General features: G+C 69.0%; 20 protein-coding genes. 5 read left to right on the top strand and 15 right to left on the bottom strand.

From position 1 onward, the window contains the following. Positions 1–32: 32 nt before the first annotated feature. The gene (locus ACZ6ZD_RS36705) at positions 33–1,547 is read right to left on the bottom strand and encodes an MFS transporter (protein ID WP_465679129.1); all 1,515 of its coding nucleotides are present in this window, start codon (positions 1,545–1,547) and stop codon (positions 33–35) included. Positions 1,548–1,605: 58 nt separating this feature from the next. On the opposite strand from ACZ6ZD_RS36705, the gene ACZ6ZD_RS36700 reads away from it, so the two are divergent. Further along, complete coding sequence (locus tag ACZ6ZD_RS36700) at positions 1,606–2,304, top strand: TetR/AcrR family transcriptional regulator (RefSeq protein WP_465679128.1); 699 nt, start codon at positions 1,606–1,608, stop codon at positions 2,302–2,304. Positions 2,305–2,307: 3 nt separating this feature from the next. Here ACZ6ZD_RS36700 and ACZ6ZD_RS36695 read toward each other — a convergent pair whose 3' ends face one another. Then, positions 2,308–2,868 (bottom strand): hypothetical protein, encoded by a 561-nt coding sequence (locus ACZ6ZD_RS36695; protein ID WP_465679127.1) that lies wholly within the window; start codon positions 2,866–2,868, stop codon positions 2,308–2,310. Between the two features lie 187 nt (positions 2,869–3,055). Between ACZ6ZD_RS36695 and ACZ6ZD_RS36690 the strand changes: the two genes are divergently transcribed. Further along, a complete protein-coding gene (locus tag ACZ6ZD_RS36690) occupies positions 3,056–3,436 on the top strand; it encodes a hypothetical protein (protein ID WP_465679126.1) in 381 nt (126 codons plus the stop codon). A gap of 62 nt (positions 3,437–3,498) precedes the next feature. Here the strand turns inward: ACZ6ZD_RS36690 and ACZ6ZD_RS36685 are convergent, their stop codons facing one another. The 4 genes from ACZ6ZD_RS36685 to infC all read right to left on the bottom strand — a co-directional run bounded on the left by ACZ6ZD_RS36685 (position 3,499) and on the right by infC (position 5,819). Beyond that, complete coding sequence (locus tag ACZ6ZD_RS36685) at positions 3,499–4,311, bottom strand: TrmH family RNA methyltransferase (RefSeq protein ID WP_465679125.1); 813 nt, start codon at positions 4,309–4,311, stop codon at positions 3,499–3,501. 29 nt (positions 4,312–4,340) lie between these two features. After that, on the bottom strand, positions 4,341–4,727 hold the full coding sequence (gene rplT, locus ACZ6ZD_RS36680; protein WP_360159249.1) for a 50S ribosomal protein L20: 387 nt from the start codon (positions 4,725–4,727) through the stop codon (positions 4,341–4,343). A 98-nt stretch (positions 4,728–4,825) separates the two neighbouring features. Further along, the gene (rpmI, locus tag ACZ6ZD_RS36675) at positions 4,826–5,020 is read right to left on the bottom strand and encodes a 50S ribosomal protein L35 (RefSeq protein ID WP_171676769.1); all 195 of its coding nucleotides are present in this window, start codon (positions 5,018–5,020) and stop codon (positions 4,826–4,828) included. A gap of 73 nt (positions 5,021–5,093) precedes the next feature. After that, on the bottom strand, positions 5,094–5,819 hold the full coding sequence (infC, locus tag ACZ6ZD_RS36670; protein ID WP_465679123.1) for a translation initiation factor IF-3: 726 nt from the start codon (positions 5,817–5,819) through the stop codon (positions 5,094–5,096). A 285-nt stretch (positions 5,820–6,104) separates the two neighbouring features. On the opposite strand from infC, the gene ACZ6ZD_RS36665 reads away from it, so the two are divergent. Next, positions 6,105–6,476: a DUF1844 domain-containing protein gene (locus ACZ6ZD_RS36665; RefSeq protein WP_465679122.1), complete on the top strand. Its 372-nt coding sequence runs from the start codon at positions 6,105–6,107 to the stop codon at positions 6,474–6,476. Positions 6,477–6,478: 2 nt separating this feature from the next. Here ACZ6ZD_RS36665 and ACZ6ZD_RS36660 read toward each other — a convergent pair whose 3' ends face one another. The 6 genes from ACZ6ZD_RS36660 to gabT all read right to left on the bottom strand — a co-directional run bounded on the left by ACZ6ZD_RS36660 (position 6,479) and on the right by gabT (position 15,033). Then, positions 6,479–7,681: a JmjC domain-containing protein gene (locus ACZ6ZD_RS36660; RefSeq protein WP_465679121.1), complete on the bottom strand. Its 1,203-nt coding sequence runs from the start codon at positions 7,679–7,681 to the stop codon at positions 6,479–6,481. Beyond that, complete coding sequence (locus tag ACZ6ZD_RS36655; RefSeq protein ID WP_465679119.1) at positions 7,671–8,924, bottom strand: MFS transporter; 1,254 nt, start codon at positions 8,922–8,924, stop codon at positions 7,671–7,673. Before ACZ6ZD_RS36655 ends, ACZ6ZD_RS36660 begins: the two co-directional genes overlap by 11 nt. After that, a complete protein-coding gene (locus ACZ6ZD_RS36650; RefSeq protein ID WP_465679118.1) occupies positions 8,921–9,472 on the bottom strand; it encodes a flavoprotein in 552 nt (183 codons plus the stop codon). The genes ACZ6ZD_RS36655 and ACZ6ZD_RS36650 overlap by 4 nt, the downstream gene beginning before the upstream one ends. Beyond that, complete coding sequence (gene lanKC / locus ACZ6ZD_RS36645; protein WP_465679116.1) at positions 9,462–12,005, bottom strand: class III lanthionine synthetase LanKC; 2,544 nt, start codon at positions 12,003–12,005, stop codon at positions 9,462–9,464. The genes ACZ6ZD_RS36650 and lanKC overlap by 11 nt, the downstream gene beginning before the upstream one ends. A 338-nt stretch (positions 12,006–12,343) precedes the next feature. After that, the gene (locus ACZ6ZD_RS36640; protein ID WP_465679115.1) at positions 12,344–13,723 is read right to left on the bottom strand and encodes an NAD-dependent succinate-semialdehyde dehydrogenase; all 1,380 of its coding nucleotides are present in this window, start codon (positions 13,721–13,723) and stop codon (positions 12,344–12,346) included. Next, positions 13,720–15,033 (bottom strand): 4-aminobutyrate--2-oxoglutarate transaminase, encoded by a 1,314-nt coding sequence (gabT, locus tag ACZ6ZD_RS36635; RefSeq protein WP_465679114.1) that lies wholly within the window; start codon positions 15,031–15,033, stop codon positions 13,720–13,722. The genes ACZ6ZD_RS36640 and gabT overlap by 4 nt, the downstream gene beginning before the upstream one ends. A gap of 74 nt (positions 15,034–15,107) precedes the next feature. Here gabT and ACZ6ZD_RS36630 point away from each other — a divergent pair, with 74 nt between their 5' ends. Further along, positions 15,108–16,001 (top strand): LysR family transcriptional regulator, encoded by an 894-nt coding sequence (locus ACZ6ZD_RS36630; RefSeq protein WP_465679112.1) that lies wholly within the window; start codon positions 15,108–15,110, stop codon positions 15,999–16,001. Between the two features lie 81 nt (positions 16,002–16,082). On the opposite strand, the gene ACZ6ZD_RS36625 is transcribed toward ACZ6ZD_RS36630, so the two are convergent. The 3 genes from ACZ6ZD_RS36625 to ACZ6ZD_RS36615 are packed head-to-tail and all read right to left on the bottom strand — an operon-like array spanning position 16,083 to position 19,161. After that, positions 16,083–16,994 carry a carbohydrate ABC transporter permease gene (locus ACZ6ZD_RS36625; protein ID WP_465679111.1) on the bottom strand — a complete coding sequence of 304 codons (912 nt, stop codon included), beginning with the start codon at positions 16,992–16,994 and terminating at the stop codon, positions 16,083–16,085. Continuing rightward, on the bottom strand, positions 16,991–17,866 hold the full coding sequence (locus ACZ6ZD_RS36620) for a carbohydrate ABC transporter permease (RefSeq protein WP_465679110.1): 876 nt from the start codon (positions 17,864–17,866) through the stop codon (positions 16,991–16,993). The genes ACZ6ZD_RS36625 and ACZ6ZD_RS36620 overlap by 4 nt, the downstream gene beginning before the upstream one ends. Then, the gene (locus tag ACZ6ZD_RS36615) at positions 17,866–19,161 is read right to left on the bottom strand and encodes an ABC transporter substrate-binding protein (RefSeq protein WP_465679108.1); all 1,296 of its coding nucleotides are present in this window, start codon (positions 19,159–19,161) and stop codon (positions 17,866–17,868) included. Before ACZ6ZD_RS36615 ends, ACZ6ZD_RS36620 begins: the two co-directional genes overlap by 1 nt. 85 nt (positions 19,162–19,246) lie before the next feature. Here ACZ6ZD_RS36615 and ACZ6ZD_RS36610 point away from each other — a divergent pair, with 85 nt between their 5' ends. Then, the gene (locus ACZ6ZD_RS36610) at positions 19,247–20,263 is read left to right on the top strand and encodes a LacI family DNA-binding transcriptional regulator (protein ID WP_465679107.1); all 1,017 of its coding nucleotides are present in this window, start codon (positions 19,247–19,249) and stop codon (positions 20,261–20,263) included. Positions 20,264–20,295 lie beyond the last annotated feature (32 nt).

Below are 20,295 nucleotides of genomic sequence, written 5' to 3'. Positions count from 1 at the left end.
GCTCTCGATTCGGAACTTCTGCGACTTGCAGTCTAGGAAGCTCCGGCCTTCAAGCGTGAATCGGCCGTCTCATTCGTCCGGCGCGGCAGGACGACGAGGGCGACCACTGCGCCCGCCACCGCGCCGACCAGGCCCACTGTCATGGCAATGGTCATCGCATCGGTGAAGGCCGCGCGGGCGGCCGCAGCGAAGTCCGGACCGAGCGCCAGCGTGCTTGCGATCGAGTCCCGGGCGGACTCCGGGACGGCGTCCGGCAGATTGGCCGAGTAGGCCGCTGCGAGCACGCTGCCGAGCACTGCGACGGACAGCGCGCCACCTGTCTGTTGGACGGTGTCGTTCATCGCTGAGCCAACGCCTCGGTATTCGGCCGGTACTGCCTGCATCAGGAGCGTGTACGCCGCCGGCCCGGCCAGACCGCCGCCGATACCCATCACCATCAGGCCGACGATCAGCAGACCGTAGCCAGTGGAGCCGGAGACCTGGGAGAGGATGGCGAACGCGCCGCCGATGACTGCGAGCCCGAGAGTGATCAGAGTCCGGTCGGCCAGCTTCTTACCCAGAGTGGCCCCGAGGACGTTGAAGACGGTTGCGGCCACGGCGTACGGGACCAGGGCCAGTCCGGCCTTCAGCGGGCTGTAGCCGAGCACAAACTGCAGGTACTGCGTCAGTGCGAGCATCAGACCGCCAGCGGTGAACGACAGCAGCACAATCGAGAAGCTGGTGCCGCTGAAGCGGCGGTCCTTGAACAGCGCCAGCGGGACCATCGGTTGCGGACTGTGCTTCTCCCACAGCGCGAAGCCGGTCAGGGCCAGTACGCCGATGGCCAGCCCGCCGAGCACGCGCGGAGACCCGAAACCGTCGACCGGGATCTCGATGATCGCCCAGACCACCGCACACATTCCGATGATCGACAGGACCGCCCCGACCGGGTCGATCCTGCGGGCCGGGCCGCGGGACTCCGGGATCAGCACCAGCGCTCCGATGATCGCAGCGATCGCGATCGGGACATTCAGCCAGAAGATCGAGCCCCACCAGAAGTGGTTGAGCAGAACGCCGCCAATGGTCGGACCGGCGACGACACCGACCATTGCGACCATCGACCAGCCGGCCATCGCCTTGCGCTGCTCATCCGGTGCGAACACCGTGAACAGCAGCGACAGCGTGCTTGGCATCAGCAGGGCGCCGCCGACGCCCATCAGGCCGCGGCAGGCGATCAGCTGCCAGGGCGTCTCAGCGAACGTCGCCAGCAGAGAGGCGATGCCGAACAGGACCAGCCCGATCAGCAGCAGCTTCCGCCGCCCGTAACGGTCGGACAGGCTGCCTGCGGTCAGCAGCAGCCCTGCGAAGGCCAGGATGTACGCATCGATCACCCACTGGATGTCGGCGGGAGTTGCCCCCAGATCGCGCATCAGCGACGGGATGGCCAGGTTGAGCACGGTGTTGTCGACCACCAGCACCAGCAGGCTCAGACAGAGGATCAGCAGGATCCACCAACGGCGCGGATGACCCGTCGCGGCAGTGGACGACTCGAACGGTGTACTAGTCACTCGAACACTGTACGACAAGCTCGCACAGTGTTCCAGTGCGGTTGTTAGGATGGCGCTCGTGAAGGAATCGATCTGGACCCGGCCGCCGAAGGCCGCCCCGGCGCGCGAGACGCTCACCCGGGAGCAGATCGTCCGCGCCGCGATGGAGACGCTGGACGCCGACGGCCTGGCCGGGCTGAGCATGCGCAAACTGGCCGCCAAACTCGACGCGGGCGCGACCAGCCTGTACTGGCACGTCCCGACCAAGGACGATCTGATCGACCTGCTGATCGACGAGGCCTGGGGTGAGGTCGACGTCCCCGATCCGGAGCTGGCCGGCTGGCGGAGCGGCCTGCTGCTCTACGCGCACAGCCTGCGGGCCGTCACGATGCGGCACCCCTGGCTGCCCGAGGTGATGTACACGCGGCCGAGCATGGGACCGCAGGCGATGGCGATGGGCTCACGCGGCCTGGCGCTGATCGACGCCGCCGGCTTCACCGGCCGCGACGCGGACTTCGCCCTCGGCGCCCTGATGTCCTACGTCCTCGGCAGCGCCGGCGGCGAGGTCGCCACCCGCCAGATGGCCGCCCGCGCGGGCCAGTCGATCGACGAGCTGGCCGGCGCTGTCTTCGAGCAGACCAACCTCCTGGCCGACGAGACCATGCGCGAGTCCGCCCGCCGCCGCGTCGACGGCGACGTCGAGGGCATGTTCTACGACTCCTTCACCTACGGCCTGGAGATCATCCTCGAAGGACTCCAGAGCCGCGCCGAACGCTGAGACTCAGCGGCCGCTCAAGAACTCCCGCGCCTCCCGCTGCAGGCTCTCCGGGGCCGAGCTCCAGGCGGGAGTCAGCATCAGCTCGCGCAGCTTGACCTCTTGCACTTCCCGCGGCGCATCCCGCAGCAGCCCCAGATGCGACCACACCAGCGTCAGCTCACCGGGCAGCTCCCAGTGCGCCGCGAACGACCCCGTCGGCTCCGGCTCCACCGTCGGCACCAACACCTCGTCCGCCTGCGCCGCCGGCTCGATCTCCACCAGCGTCAGCGCGAGGTGGTCGATCGCCGCCCGGAAGCCTTCTCGTACCGTCGCCACAGTCTGTGCGGTCGGCCGCTCACCGGCACTGAACAGCGTGAGCACCCAGCCCGACTCGCCAGTCCTGGCCAGATCCAGCACGATGGCGGTACCGCTGCCATCCGTCGCGCGCCGATGCGCCAGGCTCTGCGCAGCCCCAGGCCCCTCCTGCCGAGGCCCTTCCGTCAAGCCGAACCGCTCCCGCAGCCAATCCACCTGCTCCGCGGTGAGGTCGCCGTACGCGAGGGCACGCAACGCAGGCCAAAGCATTTGAAGTCCTTTCGTCGTGTGCACCTTAGTTGCTGACCGGGGCGACGGCACGTGGCTCAGGGGCGCGCGGGTAATCACACGGAGTAGTGCCTTCGTCAACCCTTTCGACAAGAACAGGGAGTGACGACCGGTGACACTCAGTTCTCGCGCGATGGTTCCTTCGTCATCAAACGAAGGAGATCTGTTCATGATCAAACGCTTCGCCACGATTGCCGCCGCGCTTGCTCTCGGCATTGCCGGAACCGGCCTCGCCGCGACGCAGGCCTGGGCAGGGAACGTGGACTCGCGGGGCTGCGTACGGGTCTATGTCGAGTACGAATCGATCAGCACGACGCAGCGTCGCCTGTTGTGGGCCGAGTCGACCAACGCATGCAGCTATTCCTGGTCCGGTCACTTCCAGACCGCGGAGGTCAACGGCCCCGACCGGGACCCGGCTCCGTCACACCGGGTGGACCTCAAGGGTCGCATCGTCAACAGAGGTGATTACTGCGTCCCGGGAGTCGCCTGGCGCAACGACGGCAACGGCAAGTTCTTCGAACTCGGACGGGTCTGCACCAAGGTCCTCTGACCTCGAGCCGACGGGGTGCCTGAGACGTCGCGAAGTCTCAGGCGCTCGGTCGTGCAGCCCGGTTATTGGCGGTGGGCGCGGGCGGAGGCGTAGAGGCAGATGGCGGCGGCGGTGGCCAGGTTGAGGGACTCGGCGCGGCCGTAGATGGGGACGCGGACGGAGTGGTCGACGAAGGCGTCGAAGCCGTCGGGGAGGCCGTGGGCTTCGTTGCCGAAGAGCCAGACGGTGGGTTTGGCGAGGGTGCCGTCGTCGATACAGGTGTCGAGGTCGGTGGTGCCGTAGCCGTCGGCGGCCAGGACCTGGAGGCCTTGGGCGCGCCAGGAGGTGGCGGCGGTGGCGAGGTCGGCGTCCACGGTGATCGGCAGGTGGAAGATGCTGCCGACGCTGGCCCGGACTGCCTTCGGGTTGTGCGGGTCGACGGATTCGGTCGACAGGACGACGGCGTCCGCGCCGGCCGCGTCCGCGGTCCGGATGAGGGTGCCGACGTTGCCGGGGTCGCGGACCTGGAAGCCGGCGGCGACCAGCCGGGCGGTCGGGCGGACGGCGGCGCTCAGCTCGACGTCGACGAGGGAGCAGACCGCGACGACGCCCTGGGAGGTGACCGTCTCGCTCAGCGCCTCGACGCCGGCCCGGTTGACCTCGAACCACGGGACGCCGGCCGCGGCGGCCAGGTCGAACAGGTCGCGATGGCGGGTCTCGACGCCCGGTTCGGCGTACACCTCGAGAACCAGCTCGCGGTGCTCGAGCGCCTCGCGGACGGCCTGCGGCCCTTCGACCAGGAAGCGGCCGGTCTTGCGGCGGAACGCGCGAGTGGCGAGCCGCCGGGCCTGCTTGATCCGCACGGACTGTGCGGTCAGCAGACCAGGGCTCGCCACTCGGGTGCTACTCAGAGAACCGGTACGGCTCAGGCCGCGCTGGAGGGCGCGTTGACGTCGGCCGGCAGGGCGGCCTTGGCCACCTGCACCAGCGCGGAGAACGCCGCCGGGTCGTTGACGGCGAGGTCGGCGAGGATCTTGCGGTCCACCTCGACCTCGGCCAGGCGCAGACCCTGGATGAACCGGTTGTAGGTCAGGTCCTCGGCGCGGACCGCAGCGTTGATGCGCTGGATCCACAGCTTGCGGAAGTCGCCCTTGCGCGCCTTGCGGTCACGGTAGGCGTAGACGAGCGAGTGGGTGACCTGCTCCTTGGCCTTGCGGTACAGCCGCGAGCGCTGACCGCGGTAGCCGCTGGCCTGCTCGAGTACGACCCGGCGCTTCTTGTGGGCGTTGACTGCCCGCTTCACGCGTGCCATGAGGTGTTACTCCTTGATTCTGCGCCGCGGCCGGTGGACCGGCGCGACGGTGATGTTCGGGGGAAGGGCCTGGCGGATCGACCCGGGAGGCGGGAGCCTCAGATGCCGAGAAGCTTCTTGGCCTTCTTCACGTACGACGGAGCAACCTCGGTCGTCCCGCTCAGCTTGCGCTTGCGCTTGGACGACTTCGCCTCGGCGAGGTGCCGGACGCCGGTCTGCTCGCGACGCAGCTTGCCCGAACCCGTGACCCGGATCCGCTTCTTCGTCCCCGAGTGGGTCTTCATCTTCGGCATGGCTATGAACTCCTGTTGATCTTTCGTTGACTCGAACTCGGTGCTGGTGCTCCGGCGCGAACCGGAGCAACCGTCACTCCGGGTCGAGGTTGTCTGCCGGCCCCTTGGGCTTCTTGACGGCCCCGGCGGCGCGCTCGGCCTCGTGCGCCTGAACCTGCTCGGCGCGCTCGGCGCGCTCCGCCTCCAGCTCGGCTTCACGCTCGGCCTGCTTCGCGGCCTTGTCGGCCTCCACGTCCACGCGCGCCTCGGACTTCTTCTTGTGCGGCCCGAGCACCATGATCATGTTCCGGCCGTCCTGGCGGGCGTTCGACTCCACGAAGCCGAGCTCGCTGACGTCCTCGGCCAGCCGCTGCAGGAGCCGGAAGCCGAGCTCCGGGCGCGACTGCTCGCGACCGCGGAACATGATGGTGATCTTGACCTTGTCCCCGGCTCGCAGGAAGCGGACGACGTGACCCTTCTTGGTCTCGTAGTCGTGCGGGTCGATCTTCGGCCGCAGCTTCATCTCTTTGATGACGGTGTTGGTCTGGTTCCGGCGGGACTCGCGCGCCTTCTGCGCGGTCTCGTACTTGTACTTGCCGAAATCCATCAGCTTGCAGACCGGCGGGCGTGCCGTGGCCGCAACCTCGACCAGGTCGAGATCGGCTTCCTGAGCCAGCCGAAGGGCGTCCTCGATCCGGACGATGCCGACCTGCTCACCGTTCGGTCCGACCAGCCGCACCTCGGGAACGCGGATGCGCTCGTTGACGCGCAGTTCAGTGGTGATGGGTCCTCCTGGGTTGTTCTCTGTGTCGAGTGCCACCTGTCGCCGGGAGACTCCGGAAACGACGAAGGCCCTCGTGCGATGTCACACGAAGGCCCAATTCCCTGATCCCCGGCGGCCCAACCCTGGCGGGACGGTACGCCGTACGATCGCCGCGGCGCCCGGAGCGGAACTCCGGAACCTCGGCGTGACCGGGAACCCGCCGACTCTGCATCGACTGGGTGGGAGGTGGCCCTCCGCTTGGATCCAACCACCGGCGCTCCTCGGGTATTCCACCCAGGGGGCACCGCTGGACCGGATCGGTCGCCATGTAAGAGTAACAGCATGAGCGACCAACTCTCCACTCCGCAGTCCGGACCGACTCCTTCGCGCGATATCGCCGAGGTTCCGAGCGTGGAGATCATCTCGACCGCGGCCCTGCACCTGCTCAGCGCGGCCGCCGTCAATCTCGGCCTGGCCGAGGACCTGCCCGAACACCGCGACCTCGACGAGGCCCGCTCGCTGATCGACGCCCTCGCCGGTCTGCTCGACGCGGCCGCCCCCTCCCTCGGCCACCACCACGCCGCGCCGCTCAAGGACGGACTGCGCTCGGTGCAGCTCGCCTTCCGGGAGGCGTCGTCCATCCCGGACGAGCCGGGCCAAGGCCCCGGCGAGAAGTACACCGGGGCCGTCTATCCGGCCACGAAGGCCCACTGAGCTCAGACGCGCGCAGCAAGGCCGGTACGGAGTAGCAGCGTCACCAGCTCGACACCTTGCGCCGCCGGCAGGTCGAGGGACGCCGCCGTCCACGGTGTCGTGGAGTCGGCAGCAAGTAGGTCGGCGACGACCTGTGCCGGAGCGTCTTCGAACTCGACGATGGAGTCGCCGAGGTGGACCCGCAGGTTGCCGTTGGACAGCCAGTCGACTCCGGCAGCCGCTTCGGCCACCGTACGGACCTGCGTCTCCGCGGTCGGTGCCAGCAGGAAGTTGTCGAGCGGACGGCGGGCTGATTCCAGCGAGAAGCGCCGGTAGGTATCGGCCAGCTCGGAGTTGTCCGCCGGCTGCTCGGACAGGGCCGTGAAGTGTTCCGCCAGCAGTTTGGCCGTAGCCGCCAGCGCCTCACCGCGCAGCTCGGCGGACCGGCCGAACCCCCACGGCAGCTCAGCCCGGAAGGCCCGCTCGCCACCTAGCGCGCGGACGAGCTCAGCCGCCAGGAAGTACGGCGTCAGCGTTGGGAACGAGAAGCTGACGTGCAGCGAGTGCTCATTGGTCGCGAAGCCGTTGTGAATCCATCCGCGCGGGATCCACAGGCTGTCCCCCGGCTGAAGCGTCACTTCGAGGTACGGCGTACCGGTGCGCAGCCGGGCCCACTCCGCCTCGGTCACCTTCGAACCGTCCCAGGGCTGGTGCTCCAGCGGGTCGTTGTAGACCGGCGCGTGCAGCTGCCAGGTCTTGCTCCCGGCCGTCTGGACGATCAGCACGGAGTGGGTGTCGTAGTGATGCGCGAAGCCCTGGCTACCGGACGGCGTCAGGTAGGCGTTCGCACTGATCGGCAGACCGGTCTCGTGGCTGAGCCGCCGGCAGAGGTCCCCGATCGGCTTCCAGGTGCGATGCAGTGACTCCAGCACGGTCGTCGCACCGGCGCCGATGTACGCCGAAACCTTCGTCGAGCGCACGACGTCGGAAAAGCCGGGCTGGATCGGCTGCCCGGCCCAGGTGTACGCCGACTGGGCCACCCGCTTCCCGTCATTGACCAGACTCACCATCTGGCGCTGCAGCGAGCCGTGGTCGAGCAGCTCACTCACTGCGGCCAGACCGAAGTCCAGCGAGGACGAGTCCCGCCAGGTGACGGCTTCGGTCGGCGGCTGCGCCAGGAAGTCGGCGGCATCCGGGATCAGACTGGACAGAGCTTCAGTACGCATGACGAGACTCCTCTGGCACGAGCGGGCGGGAGGCCACCGGTTCCGGTGACAGTTGGGCCCGAACAGGCCGGGCCAAGGTGAACAGGACGCATCCGGCCAACGCGACGGCCATCACGCCGTACGCCGGGCCTGGTCCGTGGTACTGCAGCAGCCAGCCCATGACGATCGTGCTGACCGGGTAGAACAGTGAGCCGACCAGCGTCATCGTGCTCTGGGCGCGAGCCATCATCGAGTCGTCCACGACGTGGTAGACCTCGGCCGTCATAGCGATGATCAGCACTGGTGCGGTGGCGCCCAGCAGGGCCAGCGCGGCAACCACGACCGGCATCGACGGTACGACGGCGACTGCGGTGACCGCTCCGGCAACCACCAGCCCACCGAGTACGACGGCCCGGAACGCGCCGGTCGCCACCAACCGCGGTGCGACCAATGAGCCGAGCAGCGCGCCCGCTGCGGTGACTGCGGACATCGCACCGATGACTGCGGCCGGCGTCTTGAGACCGACGAGCATCGGGACCATTCCGAAGAACGCGGCGGCGGTGGCGAAGTTCAGGACTGCGGACCAGAGCGTCAAGGTCCGCAGGAACGGCTGCGTGAACACGTACCGCAGTCCTGACCACATGTCGGTCGTGAGTCGTTCCTGGGTGACATGACGGCCGCCGAGACCAGCTGTGATCCGAACGACCAGGTAGGTGCAGAAGAGGAAAGTGACCGCGTTGACCGCGAACGGGATCCAGTGCGCGACGGCGTACAGCCCACCGCCGACCGCAGGGCCGATCAGACTGGCGGCGTACGAGCGGGACTCGTTCAACGACACCGCTTTGGTGATGTCGTCCGGGCGCACCAGATGCCGCAGCGCGGCAGCCAGCGACGGGTTGTAGATCGAGCTGACCAGTCCGTCGACCACTCCGACGACCGCCAACGGCCAGACCGATCCGCCGCCGGTAAAGATCACCACGGCCAGCACTGCCCAAAGCACCGCGCGCAGCAGGTCAACAACGATCATGACCATCCGCCGGTCCCACCGGTCGGCCAGAGCGCCGGCGGGCAGCCGAGCGACGTTCAGCACGATCAGGCGAACCGTCAGCAGCGCACCGGCCCACAGCGCGGACCCGGTCAGATCCAGAACCAGCAGTGGGATACACACGTCGCTGACCCGCGCACCCAACGCCGTGAGCGCCTGGCCCCACCAGAACCGGCTGAAGTCCCGGTTGTCGCGCAGCAGCGCGGTCCGCCCGCTCATGCCGCGGCCAGAGTCCGCCACTGGGCAGCAATCACCGCAGCGGTCCGCACGGGTGCCGGCATCGCCTTACTGGGCTCGAACTCACCGCTCCAGAGCGTGAGTACTTCGGTGTCCTCGGGGGAGACCACTACGACGTCCTGCTCGCGTAGTGAGCGCACAGCCTGTTGGGTCGTGCGCGCCTGCCACATCCGCGGATTCATATGCGGGAACACGATCCGCGGCGCCGGAGTGGCCAGCATCGCGGTCAGCGCCGGTGACGACGCCAGACCGAGCGCAGCCGAGACGAGGAAGTTCGCTGAGCACGGTGCGACCACGAACAGCTTGGCCTGGTTGGCGAACGCGACCGGATTCACCACCGGACCGCCGGGCTCGATCACCTCATCAGCGATCAGCGCTACCGCCGACGGCTGGACAAAGGTCAGAGCCGAGTGCGTCAGCATCACTGCGAGCGGACCGCTCACCTCACGCCGCCAGTGCGCCAGATGCGACGGCAGATCCAGTGCGGCGCTCGCACCGGTGCAGACGACGGCCAGACGATCACCCGGCATGGCTCAACACCCCCGCGGGCTGACCGAAGCGGACGTCGAGCGTCGCGCCACCGTTCTGAACCCGGTGCAGCGTCATGGCCACCCCCGCGCTGCCGGAAGCCACATCACAGCTCTGCCGCATCAGACCGTCCCCGGGGAACCCTGTCCCGCTGGAATCGACGCAGCGCAGCGAGACGATCTGATCGACCAGCCGAGCGATGGTCGCGTCCACGGTCTCCGCGTCCGCGGGCAGTGCGGCCTTGGCGTCGAGCAGGAACTCGATCAGACCGCTCATCCCGGCGAAGTAGCCCGGATTCACCGAGAACGGCATTCCGACGCCACGGACGATCGACCAGAGCGGATCGACCAGCGTCTCGTCGCCGGTCAGGCGGAGGTGATGCGCGACCGCGATCCCGACTCCCGAGCCACCGCGGACGACGTACGGCTCGAACGCCGACGTACCGACGTACGCGCCGAAGCCGGTACCGCCGTTGGCGCGCGGGCGAGCGTGCGCCAGATCGAAGCCGAGCGCACGCCGTCCCATCCGGACCAGGAAGGAGTCGCCGACTGCGACTCCCAGCTCGGTCAGGTACGTCGAGATGCCGGCCGAGCCGTGCAGGAAGCCGAGCGGGTGCGGGTCGGCCTGCGGCCACCACAGCCCGGTGCCGTCGTCCGAAGCGCGGTCGATCAGCCGGTCCGCAATCACGCGGGACTGTTCGAGGTAGTCGGCGTAGCCGGTGAGTCGGTAGGCGTGCAGCAGGGCGACGCCGACGCCGGCGAGGCCGGTACCGAGTCCACCGCGCTTGTCACCGGTGAGGGCCTCATCGGTGGCGCTTACGAGCAGACCGCGATCGTCCTGGCCCAGCTCGAGCAGTGCGAGTCCGATGCCCGCGCGTCCGACGTACAGACCCATCGGCAGCGGCCGACCCTCGTCGAGCCGGTCGGTGAGCCAGCTGGTCAGCGCTGGGTCGACCGAGCCGTCCAGCACTTTCAGCGCCCGCAGGACGCCGGCTGCACCGTACGCGAGCGAGAGCGTGTTGCTCTGGAACTGCTCCGGGTGCCCGGGGAACAACCGATCCCGGCGCTCCGGCGTCGCTGCGGCGCGCAAACCACGCAGGACGTCGGGCACCAAGGAGTCGGTCGCCCCGTCGCCGGACGGCAAGCCCAACCGAGAGGGCAGGTCGCCGAGCGGCAGATCGAGCTGGCGAGCGGTCACAGCGAGAGCCCGGCTGAACACCTCAGGGCGGAAGGCGAGCAGGGCGTTGCGTGGCATGACCGTGGCAGCCTCGATCGCGTCGACGCCGTACGCGAGGTAGGCCGCGTCATCGGCCCACGCCGCCGTCCCGGGCTCCGGTGCGAACCCGCTGGTCCGCGGGTACTGCGCCGGGTCCGAGCCGACCGGACGGCAGGCTTCGAAGTCCACCAGCCGCACGGTGTCGTCGTCGTCGATCATGATGTTCGTGAGCGAGACATCGGAGTACACGATGCCGTGCTCCAGACAGGTGGTCAGTGCGGTCCGGATCTGCTGCAGGATCGCCTGTGCGCGTGCCGGGTACGTAGCGTCCGCTTTGCCGGTCGCGAAGGGGTGATTGCGGGACAGCCAGACCTGCATAGTGATGCCGGGAACCTTGGACTGGACCAAGAAGGTGTGCTCCCAGACAGTGGCGATCTCGACGCCGTCCGGCGCGACACCGGTGCCTGCGAGCGCCTGCAGGTAGTCGTACTCGCGCTGCAACCGCTCCGGGGCATCGGAGCCGTCCGGCGCGAAAGCCGTGTGCGGCCGCGCTTCCTTGAGCACGTACTCCGCACCGTCCGGACCGGCGGCAAGATACACCCCACCAGCCGGCGAGTGCCGCAATACAGAGGTCACCTTGTAGCGCTTGAACAAGCCACTCGGGTCGTCGCTCACCGCTGGCCGATAGAACGGGTCCTCCGAGACCCACGACGGCAGTGTGAACGTCGGCGTCCGGGAGTCGTTCCACGGTTTGCCGTCTGGACCGGTGACGACGCTGATCGGGTAGCCGTCGTCGTCGACACCAGGCGGCTTGCGGAAGGTGCCGTAGCGGTACTGCACCACTCCGCTGCCCGGGTACCGGCGGTCCGTCAGTACATGTGCGCCCTGCAGGTCAGCGAGCCTGGCAGTGAGCCGGTCCGCGAGCGAGCGGGCATGGTCGGCAGAGAGCGGGTAGACAGTCACCGCCTTGCCGGCGCCGCCGCGCGTCCACCAGCGGCTGAGCTGCGCCAGCCCGAGCTCAGGTGAGCGGATGACCTTGAAGCTGAACGAGTCGGCCAGGTACTCGTCGATCACCGCGTTCATCAGCGTGGCCAGGTCGTCCGGCCGCGCGGAGAGGTGCAGCTTCCAGCCGTACTCCGGCAGCTCTTCCAGCGGCCGGTCGAGGCAGCGGGCCCAGATGCCGACGCCGTCGAGGACGGCCGCCCGGTCGCCCACGCGCTCGCGCAGCAGCTCCAGGAACGCGCCCGGCTCCGAGGACCGCTCGACGCGGTCGTAATACTGCGGGTCACTGATCGTATAGGCCCGGAACGAGTCGATCATCTGCACTCCCACCCTCGAGGACGACATGCGAAAGGGGGCCTGGGCCAATCGGCACAGGCCCCCCTTGAGTAGCGAAAATCAGCAGTTGTAGCTGACGCCGCTGCCGTCCGTGTGCAGCACCGGACCGGTGACCTCGTCCTCGGACAGGATCTGCAGGTCGAGAACCTCAGCCATGATTTTCTCCTTCGGGGTGGTGGGCGGTTGGGCCGGTCGGCCTTCCCGATGACCAGAAGTCAACCCTGGGTAGCCACTCCCCCACATGGGGTACGCACCCCCAAATTCCCGACCCCCGCACCTACCGACCGACCGGCGGCGGAATCTGGGTGCCGAACACCCATTTACGGCCAATCGATGCTGAGGTACTGCGTTTCGGAGTACTCGCGCAGGCCGTCCCGGGCGCCCTCCCGGCCGAGCCCGCTCTGCTTGACGCCGCCGAACGGCGCCGAGGGATCCGAGACCAGACCGCGGTTCACGCCGACCATCCCGACATCGAGTGCCTCACCGATCCGGATCGCCCGCTGCAGCTCACCGGCGTACACGTAACCGGCCAGCCCGTACTCCGTGTCGTTGACCCGGGCAACCAGCTCGGCATCGTCGGACCAGGTCGCGATCGCGGCGACCGGGCCGAAGATCTCCTCGGCGAACAGCTCCGAGTCGTCGGCCACATCGCGCAGCACGGTCGGCGGGTAGAAGTAGCCGGCCGCGGCCGGAATCGCTGCCTGGTGGGTGATTCGGGCCCCGCCGGCCACCGCCGCGTCGACCACACGGGCGACCCGGGCGACCGCCGTCCCGGAGATCAGCGGGCCGATCTGGGCGCCGTCCGTATAGGGGCCGACGGCAAGTTTCTCGACCGCGCGCCCGAACAGCTCGGTGAAGCGATCGGCCACGGACTCATGGACGTAGAACCGGTTCGCCGCCGTACAAGCCTGACCGCCGTTGCGGAACTTCGCGATCATCGCCCCGGCGACGGCCTGCTCCAGATCGGCGTCCTCGGTGACCACGAACGGCGCGTTCCCGCCCAGCTCCATCGCCGTCACGACCACCCGATCGGCCGCCTGCCGCAGCAGCGTCTTACCGACCGCGGTCGACCCAGTGAACGACAGCACCCGCACCCGCGAGTCCGCCAACCACGTCGACACCACCCCAGCCGCGTCCGTCGTCGGCACCACTGTCAGGACGCCGTCCGGTACGCCGGCCTCGGTCATTAGCCGGGCAATCGCCAGCGCGGTCAACGGCGTCTCGGCGGCCGGTTTGAGCACCGCCGTACAGCCCGCGGCGAGCGCCGGGGCAATCTTGCGGGTCGCCATCGCGGCCGGGAAGTTCCACGGCGTGACGAGCGCCGCGACACCGATCGGTTTGTGCGTGACGACGGTCCGAACGCCGCCCGCCGGGGCCGAGCCGTAATCGCCACCGGGCCGGACCGCCTCCTCGGCGTACCAGCGGAAGAACTCCGCGGCGTACGTGACCTCGGCCAGCGCATCCGCCTCCGACTTGCCGTTCTCGGCGCTGATCAGCGCGGCCAGCGACGTCCGGTCCCGGTGCATCAGCTCGAACACCTTGTGCAGCAGCACGGAACGCGCGCGGGGCGCCGTCCGGGACCAGCCCGGGAAGGCCGCGGCCGCCGCGTCCACTGCCACGCGCGCGTCCGCCGTCGTACCGTCGGCAACCTCGCCGATCACGGTCAGGTCGGCCGGGTCCTCGACCTTGAAGTGGCTCACGACAGGCCTCCGACCACGATGTCGAGCGCCTCGACGAGCAGCTCGTCGCTGATCGTCAACGGCGGCAGGAAGCGCAGGACGTTCCCGTAGGTGCCGCAGGTCAGCACGATCACGCCCTGCTGATGCGCCGCCGCGGCCACAGCCTTCGCCAGCTCCGGCGCCGGTACATCGGATCCCGGCTGGACCAGCTCGACCGCGATCATCGCGCCGCGGCCGCGGATGTCGCCGATCCGGTCGTCCTCGGCCTGCGCCTTCTGGAGCCGGGCCTTGATCAGCTCCTCGATCCGCCGCGCGCGCTCGACAAGGCCGTCGGCCTCGATCGTCTCGATCGCCGCGAGCGCGGCCGCGCAGGCGAGCGGGTTACCGCCGTACGTACCGCCGAGGCCACCGACCTGCGGCGCGTCCATGATCTCGGCGCGGCCAGTCACCGCCGACAGCGGCAGGCCGCCCGCGATCCCCTTCGCGGTCGCGACCAGATCCGGGACGACGCCTTCGCGGTCGCACGCGAACAGATCGCCCGTCCGCGCGAACCCGCTCTGCACCTCGTCGGCCACGAACACCGCGCCGTTCGCCCGGCACCACTCGGCCAGCGCCGGCAGGAACCCGGGCGCCGGCTCGACGAACCCGCCCTCGCCCTGGATCGGCTCGATCACCACGGCGGCCACCTCGGTACCGCCGACCTGCTTCTCGATCACGTCCAGCGCCCGGGCCGCGGCCTCCGCGCCGGTCAGCCCGCCGTCCCGGTAGGGGTACGAGACCGGCGCGCGATAGACCTCGGCCGCGAACGGGCCGAAGCCCTTCTTGTACGGCTGGTTCTTGGCGGTCATCGCCAGGGTCAGGTTGGTGCGGCCGTGATAGGCGTGGTCGAAGACGACGACGGCTTGGCGGCCGGTGTAGGTCCGGGCGATCTTGACGGCGTTCTCGACCGCCTCGGCGCCGGAGTTGAACAGCGCCGTCCGCTTCTCGTGGTCGCCCGGAGTCAGCCGGTTCAGAGCCTCGGCGACGGCGACGTACCCCTCGTACGGCGTGACCATGAAGCACGTGTGCGTGAAGGAATCCAGCTGCTCGCGGACGGCGGCCACGACCCGCGGCGCCCGCGCGCCGACGCTGGTGACGGCGATCCCGGAGCCGAGATCGATCAACTGGTTGCCATCGGCATCGACCACGACGCCGCCGTCCGCGGCGACCGCGAAGACCGGCATGATCGCGCCCACCCCGCCGGCCACGGCCGCCTGTTTGCGGGCCATCAGCGCGGCGGAGCGCGGCCCGGGAATCGCTGTCGTCAGGATGCGTCGCTGTTCGATCGTCATCTCTTCAGTCTTCGAGGCGCGATCTATGCTGTCCAATACTTGTTTCGCACCTGAGGCATGCCTGGGAGGCATCGATGGAACTGCGCACGCTGCGGTACTTCGTGCAGACGGTCGATGCGGGCACCGTCACCGCCGCGGCCGACCGGCTGCACGTCACCCAGCCCGGTCTGTCCAGGCAGCTCCGCCAGCTCGAACAAGAGCTCGGCGTCGACCTCTTCCACCGTGGCGGCCGCCTCACCCCGACCCGCGCCGGGCAGGCCCTGCTCCCCCTCGCCCGCGAAGTCCTCGAGCGCGCCGACGCCCTCCGGGTCGCCGCTACCTACCAGGCCCAGGGCCGCCTCGACCGGCTGACGATCGGCGCTCCGCTGACCACCCTCCGGGACGTCGTCGCCCCCTTCATCACCACCCTGGACTCCGACGACCCAATCCCCGAGGCGTTCCAAGCCGACGGCCGAACCGCACCGGACATTCTCGGCGGCGGTGCCGATCTGGCTGTCACAAGCTTCCCGACCCGGGCGCCGTACGAGAGCCGGCCCCTGGCCGAGCTACCGGTCTGGGCCTGTGTGCCGTCCACGCACCGCTGGGCGAAACGAGCCCGCCTCCGACTCGCCGAGCTCGTCGGCGACCCCGCTCGGCTCATCCTGCCGCCGGACACCTTCACGTCGCGGATCTCACTGGACGCCGCCCTCCGGCGCGAGGGCCGCTCGTACGCCGACCCGATCGAGGCCGCCGACGGCACCGTCGCCCAAGCGCTCGCCGCCGCGGGGCGCGGGGTCGCGGTGGTCTCGGATGATCCGCAGTTCGGGCTGCGCGCGCTGCCGATCCACACCGACGACGGCAAGCTCTCCGTCCGCCTGATCACCGCCTGGGACAGCCGCCACCCGGCCCGTGCGGCCCTCGCCGCCATCGCCGACCGGCTCAGCCACTTCGTCGCGCAGCGCTACGGCGACGCCAAGGACATGACGTAGTCGTCTACGTATACCCGCCATCACGCCTGCCGGAGGAGGCGGCGGCCGCGATCCGGCCACCACCTCCTGTCGTTACCGACGCTAACCCTTGACTGCGCCCTCCTCGACACCCTTGAAGAAGAAGCGCTGCAGGGTGGCGAAGACGATCACGATCGGGATGAAGGCGATCATGGTGCCGGCGGCGATCAGGCGCGGGTTGTTGCTGAAGGTGCCGGACAGGTACTGCAGGCCGACGGTCAGCGTGTACTTGTCGGGGTCGGTGAGCACGATCAGCGGCCAGAGGAAGTCGTCCCAGGCGCCGATGAACGCGAAGATCGCGACCACGCTGATGGTCCCGCGGACCGACGGCAGGCCGATGTAGACGAATCGCTGCCAGGCGTTCGCGCCGTCGACGATCGCGGCCTGGTCGACCTCGATCGGCAGCGAGCGGAAGGCGTTGTACATCAGCAGCACGTTCAGCGCGCCGATCATGCCGGGCAGGGCGACGCCGAACAGCGTGTTCGCCAGGCCGAACTCCCGAACCGTCACGTACTGCGAGATGATCGTGACCTCACCGGGCAGGACGAGCGTGGCCAGGAACAGCCCGAGCACCAGCTTGCGGCCCTTGAACTGCAGCCGCGAGATCGCGAACCCGGCCAGCGACGCGCCGATCACGTTGCCGCCGACAACCAGTACGGCGACGAACAGCGAGTTGCGCGCGTAGTCCCATACCGGGATGGTGTCGGCCACGGCCTTGTAGTGGTCGAACGTCGGCTGCCCCGGGAGCAACCGCGGGATCCGGGTGTAGATGTCCTCGCCGGAGCCCTTCAGCGAGGTCGACAACTGCCACAGGAACGGGCCGATCGTGATCAGCAGCACGAACAGCAGCAGGACGTAGCGGGCGACCTTCTCCCGCGGGGAGATCGTGTTGAACCCGAAGGTCCCGCTCCGGCGCCGGCGCTTCGGCGCGTCCGGCAGAGCGACCGGCCGGGCCGGATCGGTCACGGTGGTCACGAGGCCCCCTGACGGTTGAGGCGCGCGAGCACCAGCATCGGTACGACGGTGACGAAGAACAGCACGATCGACAGCGCCGAGGCGTAGCCGAGGTTGCCCTCGAAACCCTGGCTGTACTGCTGGATCAGCATCACGACCGAGTTGTCGCGACCGCCCGGGCCGCCCTTGCCGCCGCTCAGGATGAACAGCTCGGAGAACACCCGCAGCGCCGAGACCGAGATCAGGATCGAGATCAGGATCATCGTGCCGCGGACGCCGGGGACCGTGATGTGCACGAACCGGCGCATCGGCCCGGCGCCGTCCACCGCCGCGGCCTCGTGCAGCTCACGCCCGACGTTCCCGAGGGCGGCCAGGTAGATGATCATGTAGTAACCGAGCCCCTTCCAGATCGTCAGGCTGATTGCGCTCAGCAACAACAGCCACTGGTCGGACAGGAACGGCAGCGGCCCGGAGATCACGCCGAGTTTCTCGGCCAGGCCGTTGACCAGGCCGCGATCGTCCAGGATCCACTGCCAGATCAGCGCCACGACGACCGCTGAGGCGACCACCGGGGTGTAGAACGCCGTCCGGAAGAACGTGATCCCGGGCAGCTTCTTCTCCACCAGGACGGCGAGCAGCAGCGGCAGCACGGTCAGGAACGGCAGGCAGACGACCATGTAGATCACGCTGTTCAGCAACGCCCAGCGCAGCTGCTCGTCCTGCAGCAGGGTCTCGAAGTTCTTCAGCCCGACGAACGTGCCGCCGCCGAGCGGTTTGGCGTTCGTGAACGACAGGATGACGGTGTTGATCGACGGCCACAGGTTGAAGACCAGCAACCACGTGAGTGCTGGGACGACCAGCACCCACGGGGTGAACCAACGCTGGTGACGCATCACTGGGTGAGCAGCTGGTTGGCCTTGGCGACGGCCGCGTCCAGAGCTGCCTGCGAGCTGATCTTGCCCGAGATCGCGAGCGAGATCTGCTGCCCGATGAAGTCGTTGGTGGCGCCGCTGATGACCGCCGGGGTGAGCGACTTCGCCTTGGCCAGCGACTCGAACGCGAGCACCTTCGCGTCACTTTCCGGCGTCCCGTCGGACTTCGAGAAGTACGGGTCGGACGCCGAGGCCTTGGTGGAGGGGAAGATGTTGACGATCTTCGCGAACGCGGCCTGGTTCTCGGCACTCGTCACGAACCGGGCCAGCGCGATCGCGGCCGCCTGGTTCTTGGTCTTGGCCGAGACCGACAGGCCCTGCACGTACAGCGGCGGGGTGTCGAGGGCCGGCGACGGGACGATCTTGCCCTTCAGCGACGGGTTGTCCTTGGTGAAGTCCTGGATGGCGTTCCCGCCGCCGGTGGTCCAGGCGACCTTGGACTGGGTGAAGAGCTTGGAGTTGCCCAGGTACTCCTGGGTCAGGATGTCGCGCGGCAGGTAACCCGCCTTGTAGGCCTCGCGGTACTTGTCCAGCAGCGCGGCGGCCTCGGGGGTGTTGAAGGTGAACTTCTTGCCGTCCTCGGACAGGATCTGGACGCCGGCGTTGGTGAAGTCCCCGATCCCGGGCAGCCGGCTCATCAGGTATTCCTTGCCGCCGGTCTTGTCGTGCATCACCTTGGCGGCGGCGAACAGCTCGTCGAAGGTCTTCGGCGGGTTCTTCACGTCCAGACCGGCCGCTGCGAACTTGTCCGCGTTCCAGTAGTCGATGTCGGTGTTCAGGTACCACGGGTAGCCGAACGTCCCGTCCAGGCCCTGGTACTGATACGCCTGGACGCCGCCCTCGACGTACTCGTCCTTGATCTTCGGGTCGGCCGCGCCGACGTCCAGCAGCAGGTTCTGCTTGGCCAGCGGGAGCGCGAAGTCCGGCGGCAGGTTGGTAACGTCGGGCAGCTGCCCGGCCGACGCCTGGCTCAGCACCTTCTTGTCGTACCCGTCCCCCGGCTGGTCCAGCCAGGTCACCTTCGTCCCCGGGTACTTCGCCTCGAACGCCTTGATGACGCCCTCGACGTACGTGGTGAACTTCGGCTTCAGGGCCCAGGTCTGCAGCGAGACCTCGCCGGTCACCTGGGCATCCGCGCCGACGGTCGGCTTCGCGCCGCCGCTGCCGGAATCATCGGAAGAGCCGAGGCCGCAGCCGGCCAGGGTGAGAGCCGAGGCGGCGAGCAACGCCACCAGCGCCGAACGGCGTCTACGCATGGGGATTCTCCAGGGTTTGATAAACCGGTATAGCTCCCGAACTATTCACATCGTAGAATCCGCTGTCAAGGGTGAGGGAGGTTCCGTGGCCAGACCGACGATTGCGGATATCGCGCAGCGGGCAGGCGTGTCCAAGGGCGCGGTGTCGTTCGCGCTGAACGGGCGGCCGGGGGTCAGCGACGCGACGCGGGAGCGGATCCTGCGGATCGCCGAGGACATGAGCTGGCGGCCGCACAGCGCCGCGCGGGCGCTGGGGGCCTCCCGGGTGGACTCCGTGGGGATGGTGATCGCCCGCCCGGCGCGCACGCTCGGGGTCGAGCCGTTCTTCGCCCATCTGCTGTCGGGCGTGCAGTCGGGCCTGTCGGCGGAGTCCATCTCGCTGCAGCTGCTGATCGTGGAGGACGCCGAGGCGGAGGTCGAGGTGTACCGGCGCTGGGCCTCCGAACACCGGGTGGACGGCGTCATCCTGGTCGACCTGACCGTGCGGGACCCGCGGATCGACGCGCTCAAGGAGCTCGAGCTGCCGGCCGTGGTGATCGGCGGCCGCGGCGGCAAGGGCGCGCTCGCCTCGGTCTGGGCCGACGACCGGGACGCGATGCTGACCATCGTCGAGTACCTGGCCGCGCTCGGCCACCGCCGGATCGCGCACGTCGCCGGTACGCCGATCTTCCAGCACACCCAGCGCCGGATCCGCGCCGTCCGGGACGCGGCGCCCCGCCTCGGCCTGCTGGAGGCGCCGTCGCTGACCACCGACTTCAGCGACGCCGAGGGCGCCGCGACCACCCGCCGGCTGCTCGCCCAGGCCGACCGCCCGACCGCGATCGTGTACGACAGCGACGTGATGGCCGTCGCCGGGCTCGGCGTCGCGATGGAGATGGGCGTCTCCGTCCCCGGCGACCTGTCGATCGTCGCCTTCGACGACTCGATCCTGACCCAGCTGATGCATCCGGCGCTGACCGCGATGTCGCGGGACACCTTCGACTTCGGGCGGCAGGCGGCCGAAGTCCTGCTTGAGGTGATCGCGAACCCGGACGCCGTGGTCAACCGGCGGACCGCCGACCCGGTCCTCACCGTCCGCGAGTCGACCGCGCCGCCGGCCTGATCGCCTGGTTGCCCCCAGGGGCTAAACCGTTT

Source organism: Kribbella sp. NPDC104218 (assembly GCF_055584105.1).
This window is presented reverse-complemented; position numbering and strand designations above follow the sequence as displayed.

What these genes read in the sequence shown, in the direction of transcription:
- ACZ6ZD_RS36660 (WP_465679121.1), bottom strand. Translation starts at nt 7,681, where the DNA reads ATGCGTACTGAAGCTCTGTCCAGTCTGATCCCGGATGCCGCCGACTTC.
- ACZ6ZD_RS36615 (WP_465679108.1), bottom strand. Translation starts at nt 19,161, where the DNA reads ATGCGTAGACGCCGTTCGGCGCTGGTGGCGTTGCTCGCCGCCTCGGCT.
- lanKC (WP_465679116.1), bottom strand. Translation starts at nt 12,005, where the DNA reads ATGATCGACTCGTTCCGGGCCTATACGATCAGTGACCCGCAGTATTAC.
- ACZ6ZD_RS36665 (WP_465679122.1), top strand. Translation starts at nt 6,105, where the DNA reads ATGAGCGACCAACTCTCCACTCCGCAGTCCGGACCGACTCCTTCGCGC.
- ACZ6ZD_RS36630 (WP_465679112.1), top strand. Translation starts at nt 15,108, where the DNA reads ATGGAACTGCGCACGCTGCGGTACTTCGTGCAGACGGTCGATGCGGGC.
- ACZ6ZD_RS36655 (WP_465679119.1), bottom strand. Translation starts at nt 8,924, where the DNA reads ATGAGCGGGCGGACCGCGCTGCTGCGCGACAACCGGGACTTCAGCCGG.
- rpmI (WP_171676769.1), bottom strand. Translation starts at nt 5,020, where the DNA reads ATGCCGAAGATGAAGACCCACTCGGGGACGAAGAAGCGGATCCGGGTC.
- ACZ6ZD_RS36620 (WP_465679110.1), bottom strand. Translation starts at nt 17,866, where the DNA reads ATGCGTCACCAGCGTTGGTTCACCCCGTGGGTGCTGGTCGTCCCAGCA.
- gabT (WP_465679114.1), bottom strand. Translation starts at nt 15,033, where the DNA reads ATGACGATCGAACAGCGACGCATCCTGACGACAGCGATTCCCGGGCCG.
- ACZ6ZD_RS36690 (WP_465679126.1), top strand. Translation starts at nt 3,056, where the DNA reads ATGATCAAACGCTTCGCCACGATTGCCGCCGCGCTTGCTCTCGGCATT.
- rplT (WP_360159249.1), bottom strand. Translation starts at nt 4,727, where the DNA reads ATGGCACGCGTGAAGCGGGCAGTCAACGCCCACAAGAAGCGCCGGGTC.
- ACZ6ZD_RS36695 (WP_465679127.1), bottom strand. Translation starts at nt 2,868, where the DNA reads ATGCTTTGGCCTGCGTTGCGTGCCCTCGCGTACGGCGACCTCACCGCG.
- ACZ6ZD_RS36650 (WP_465679118.1), bottom strand. Translation starts at nt 9,472, where the DNA reads ATGCCGGGTGATCGTCTGGCCGTCGTCTGCACCGGTGCGAGCGCCGCA.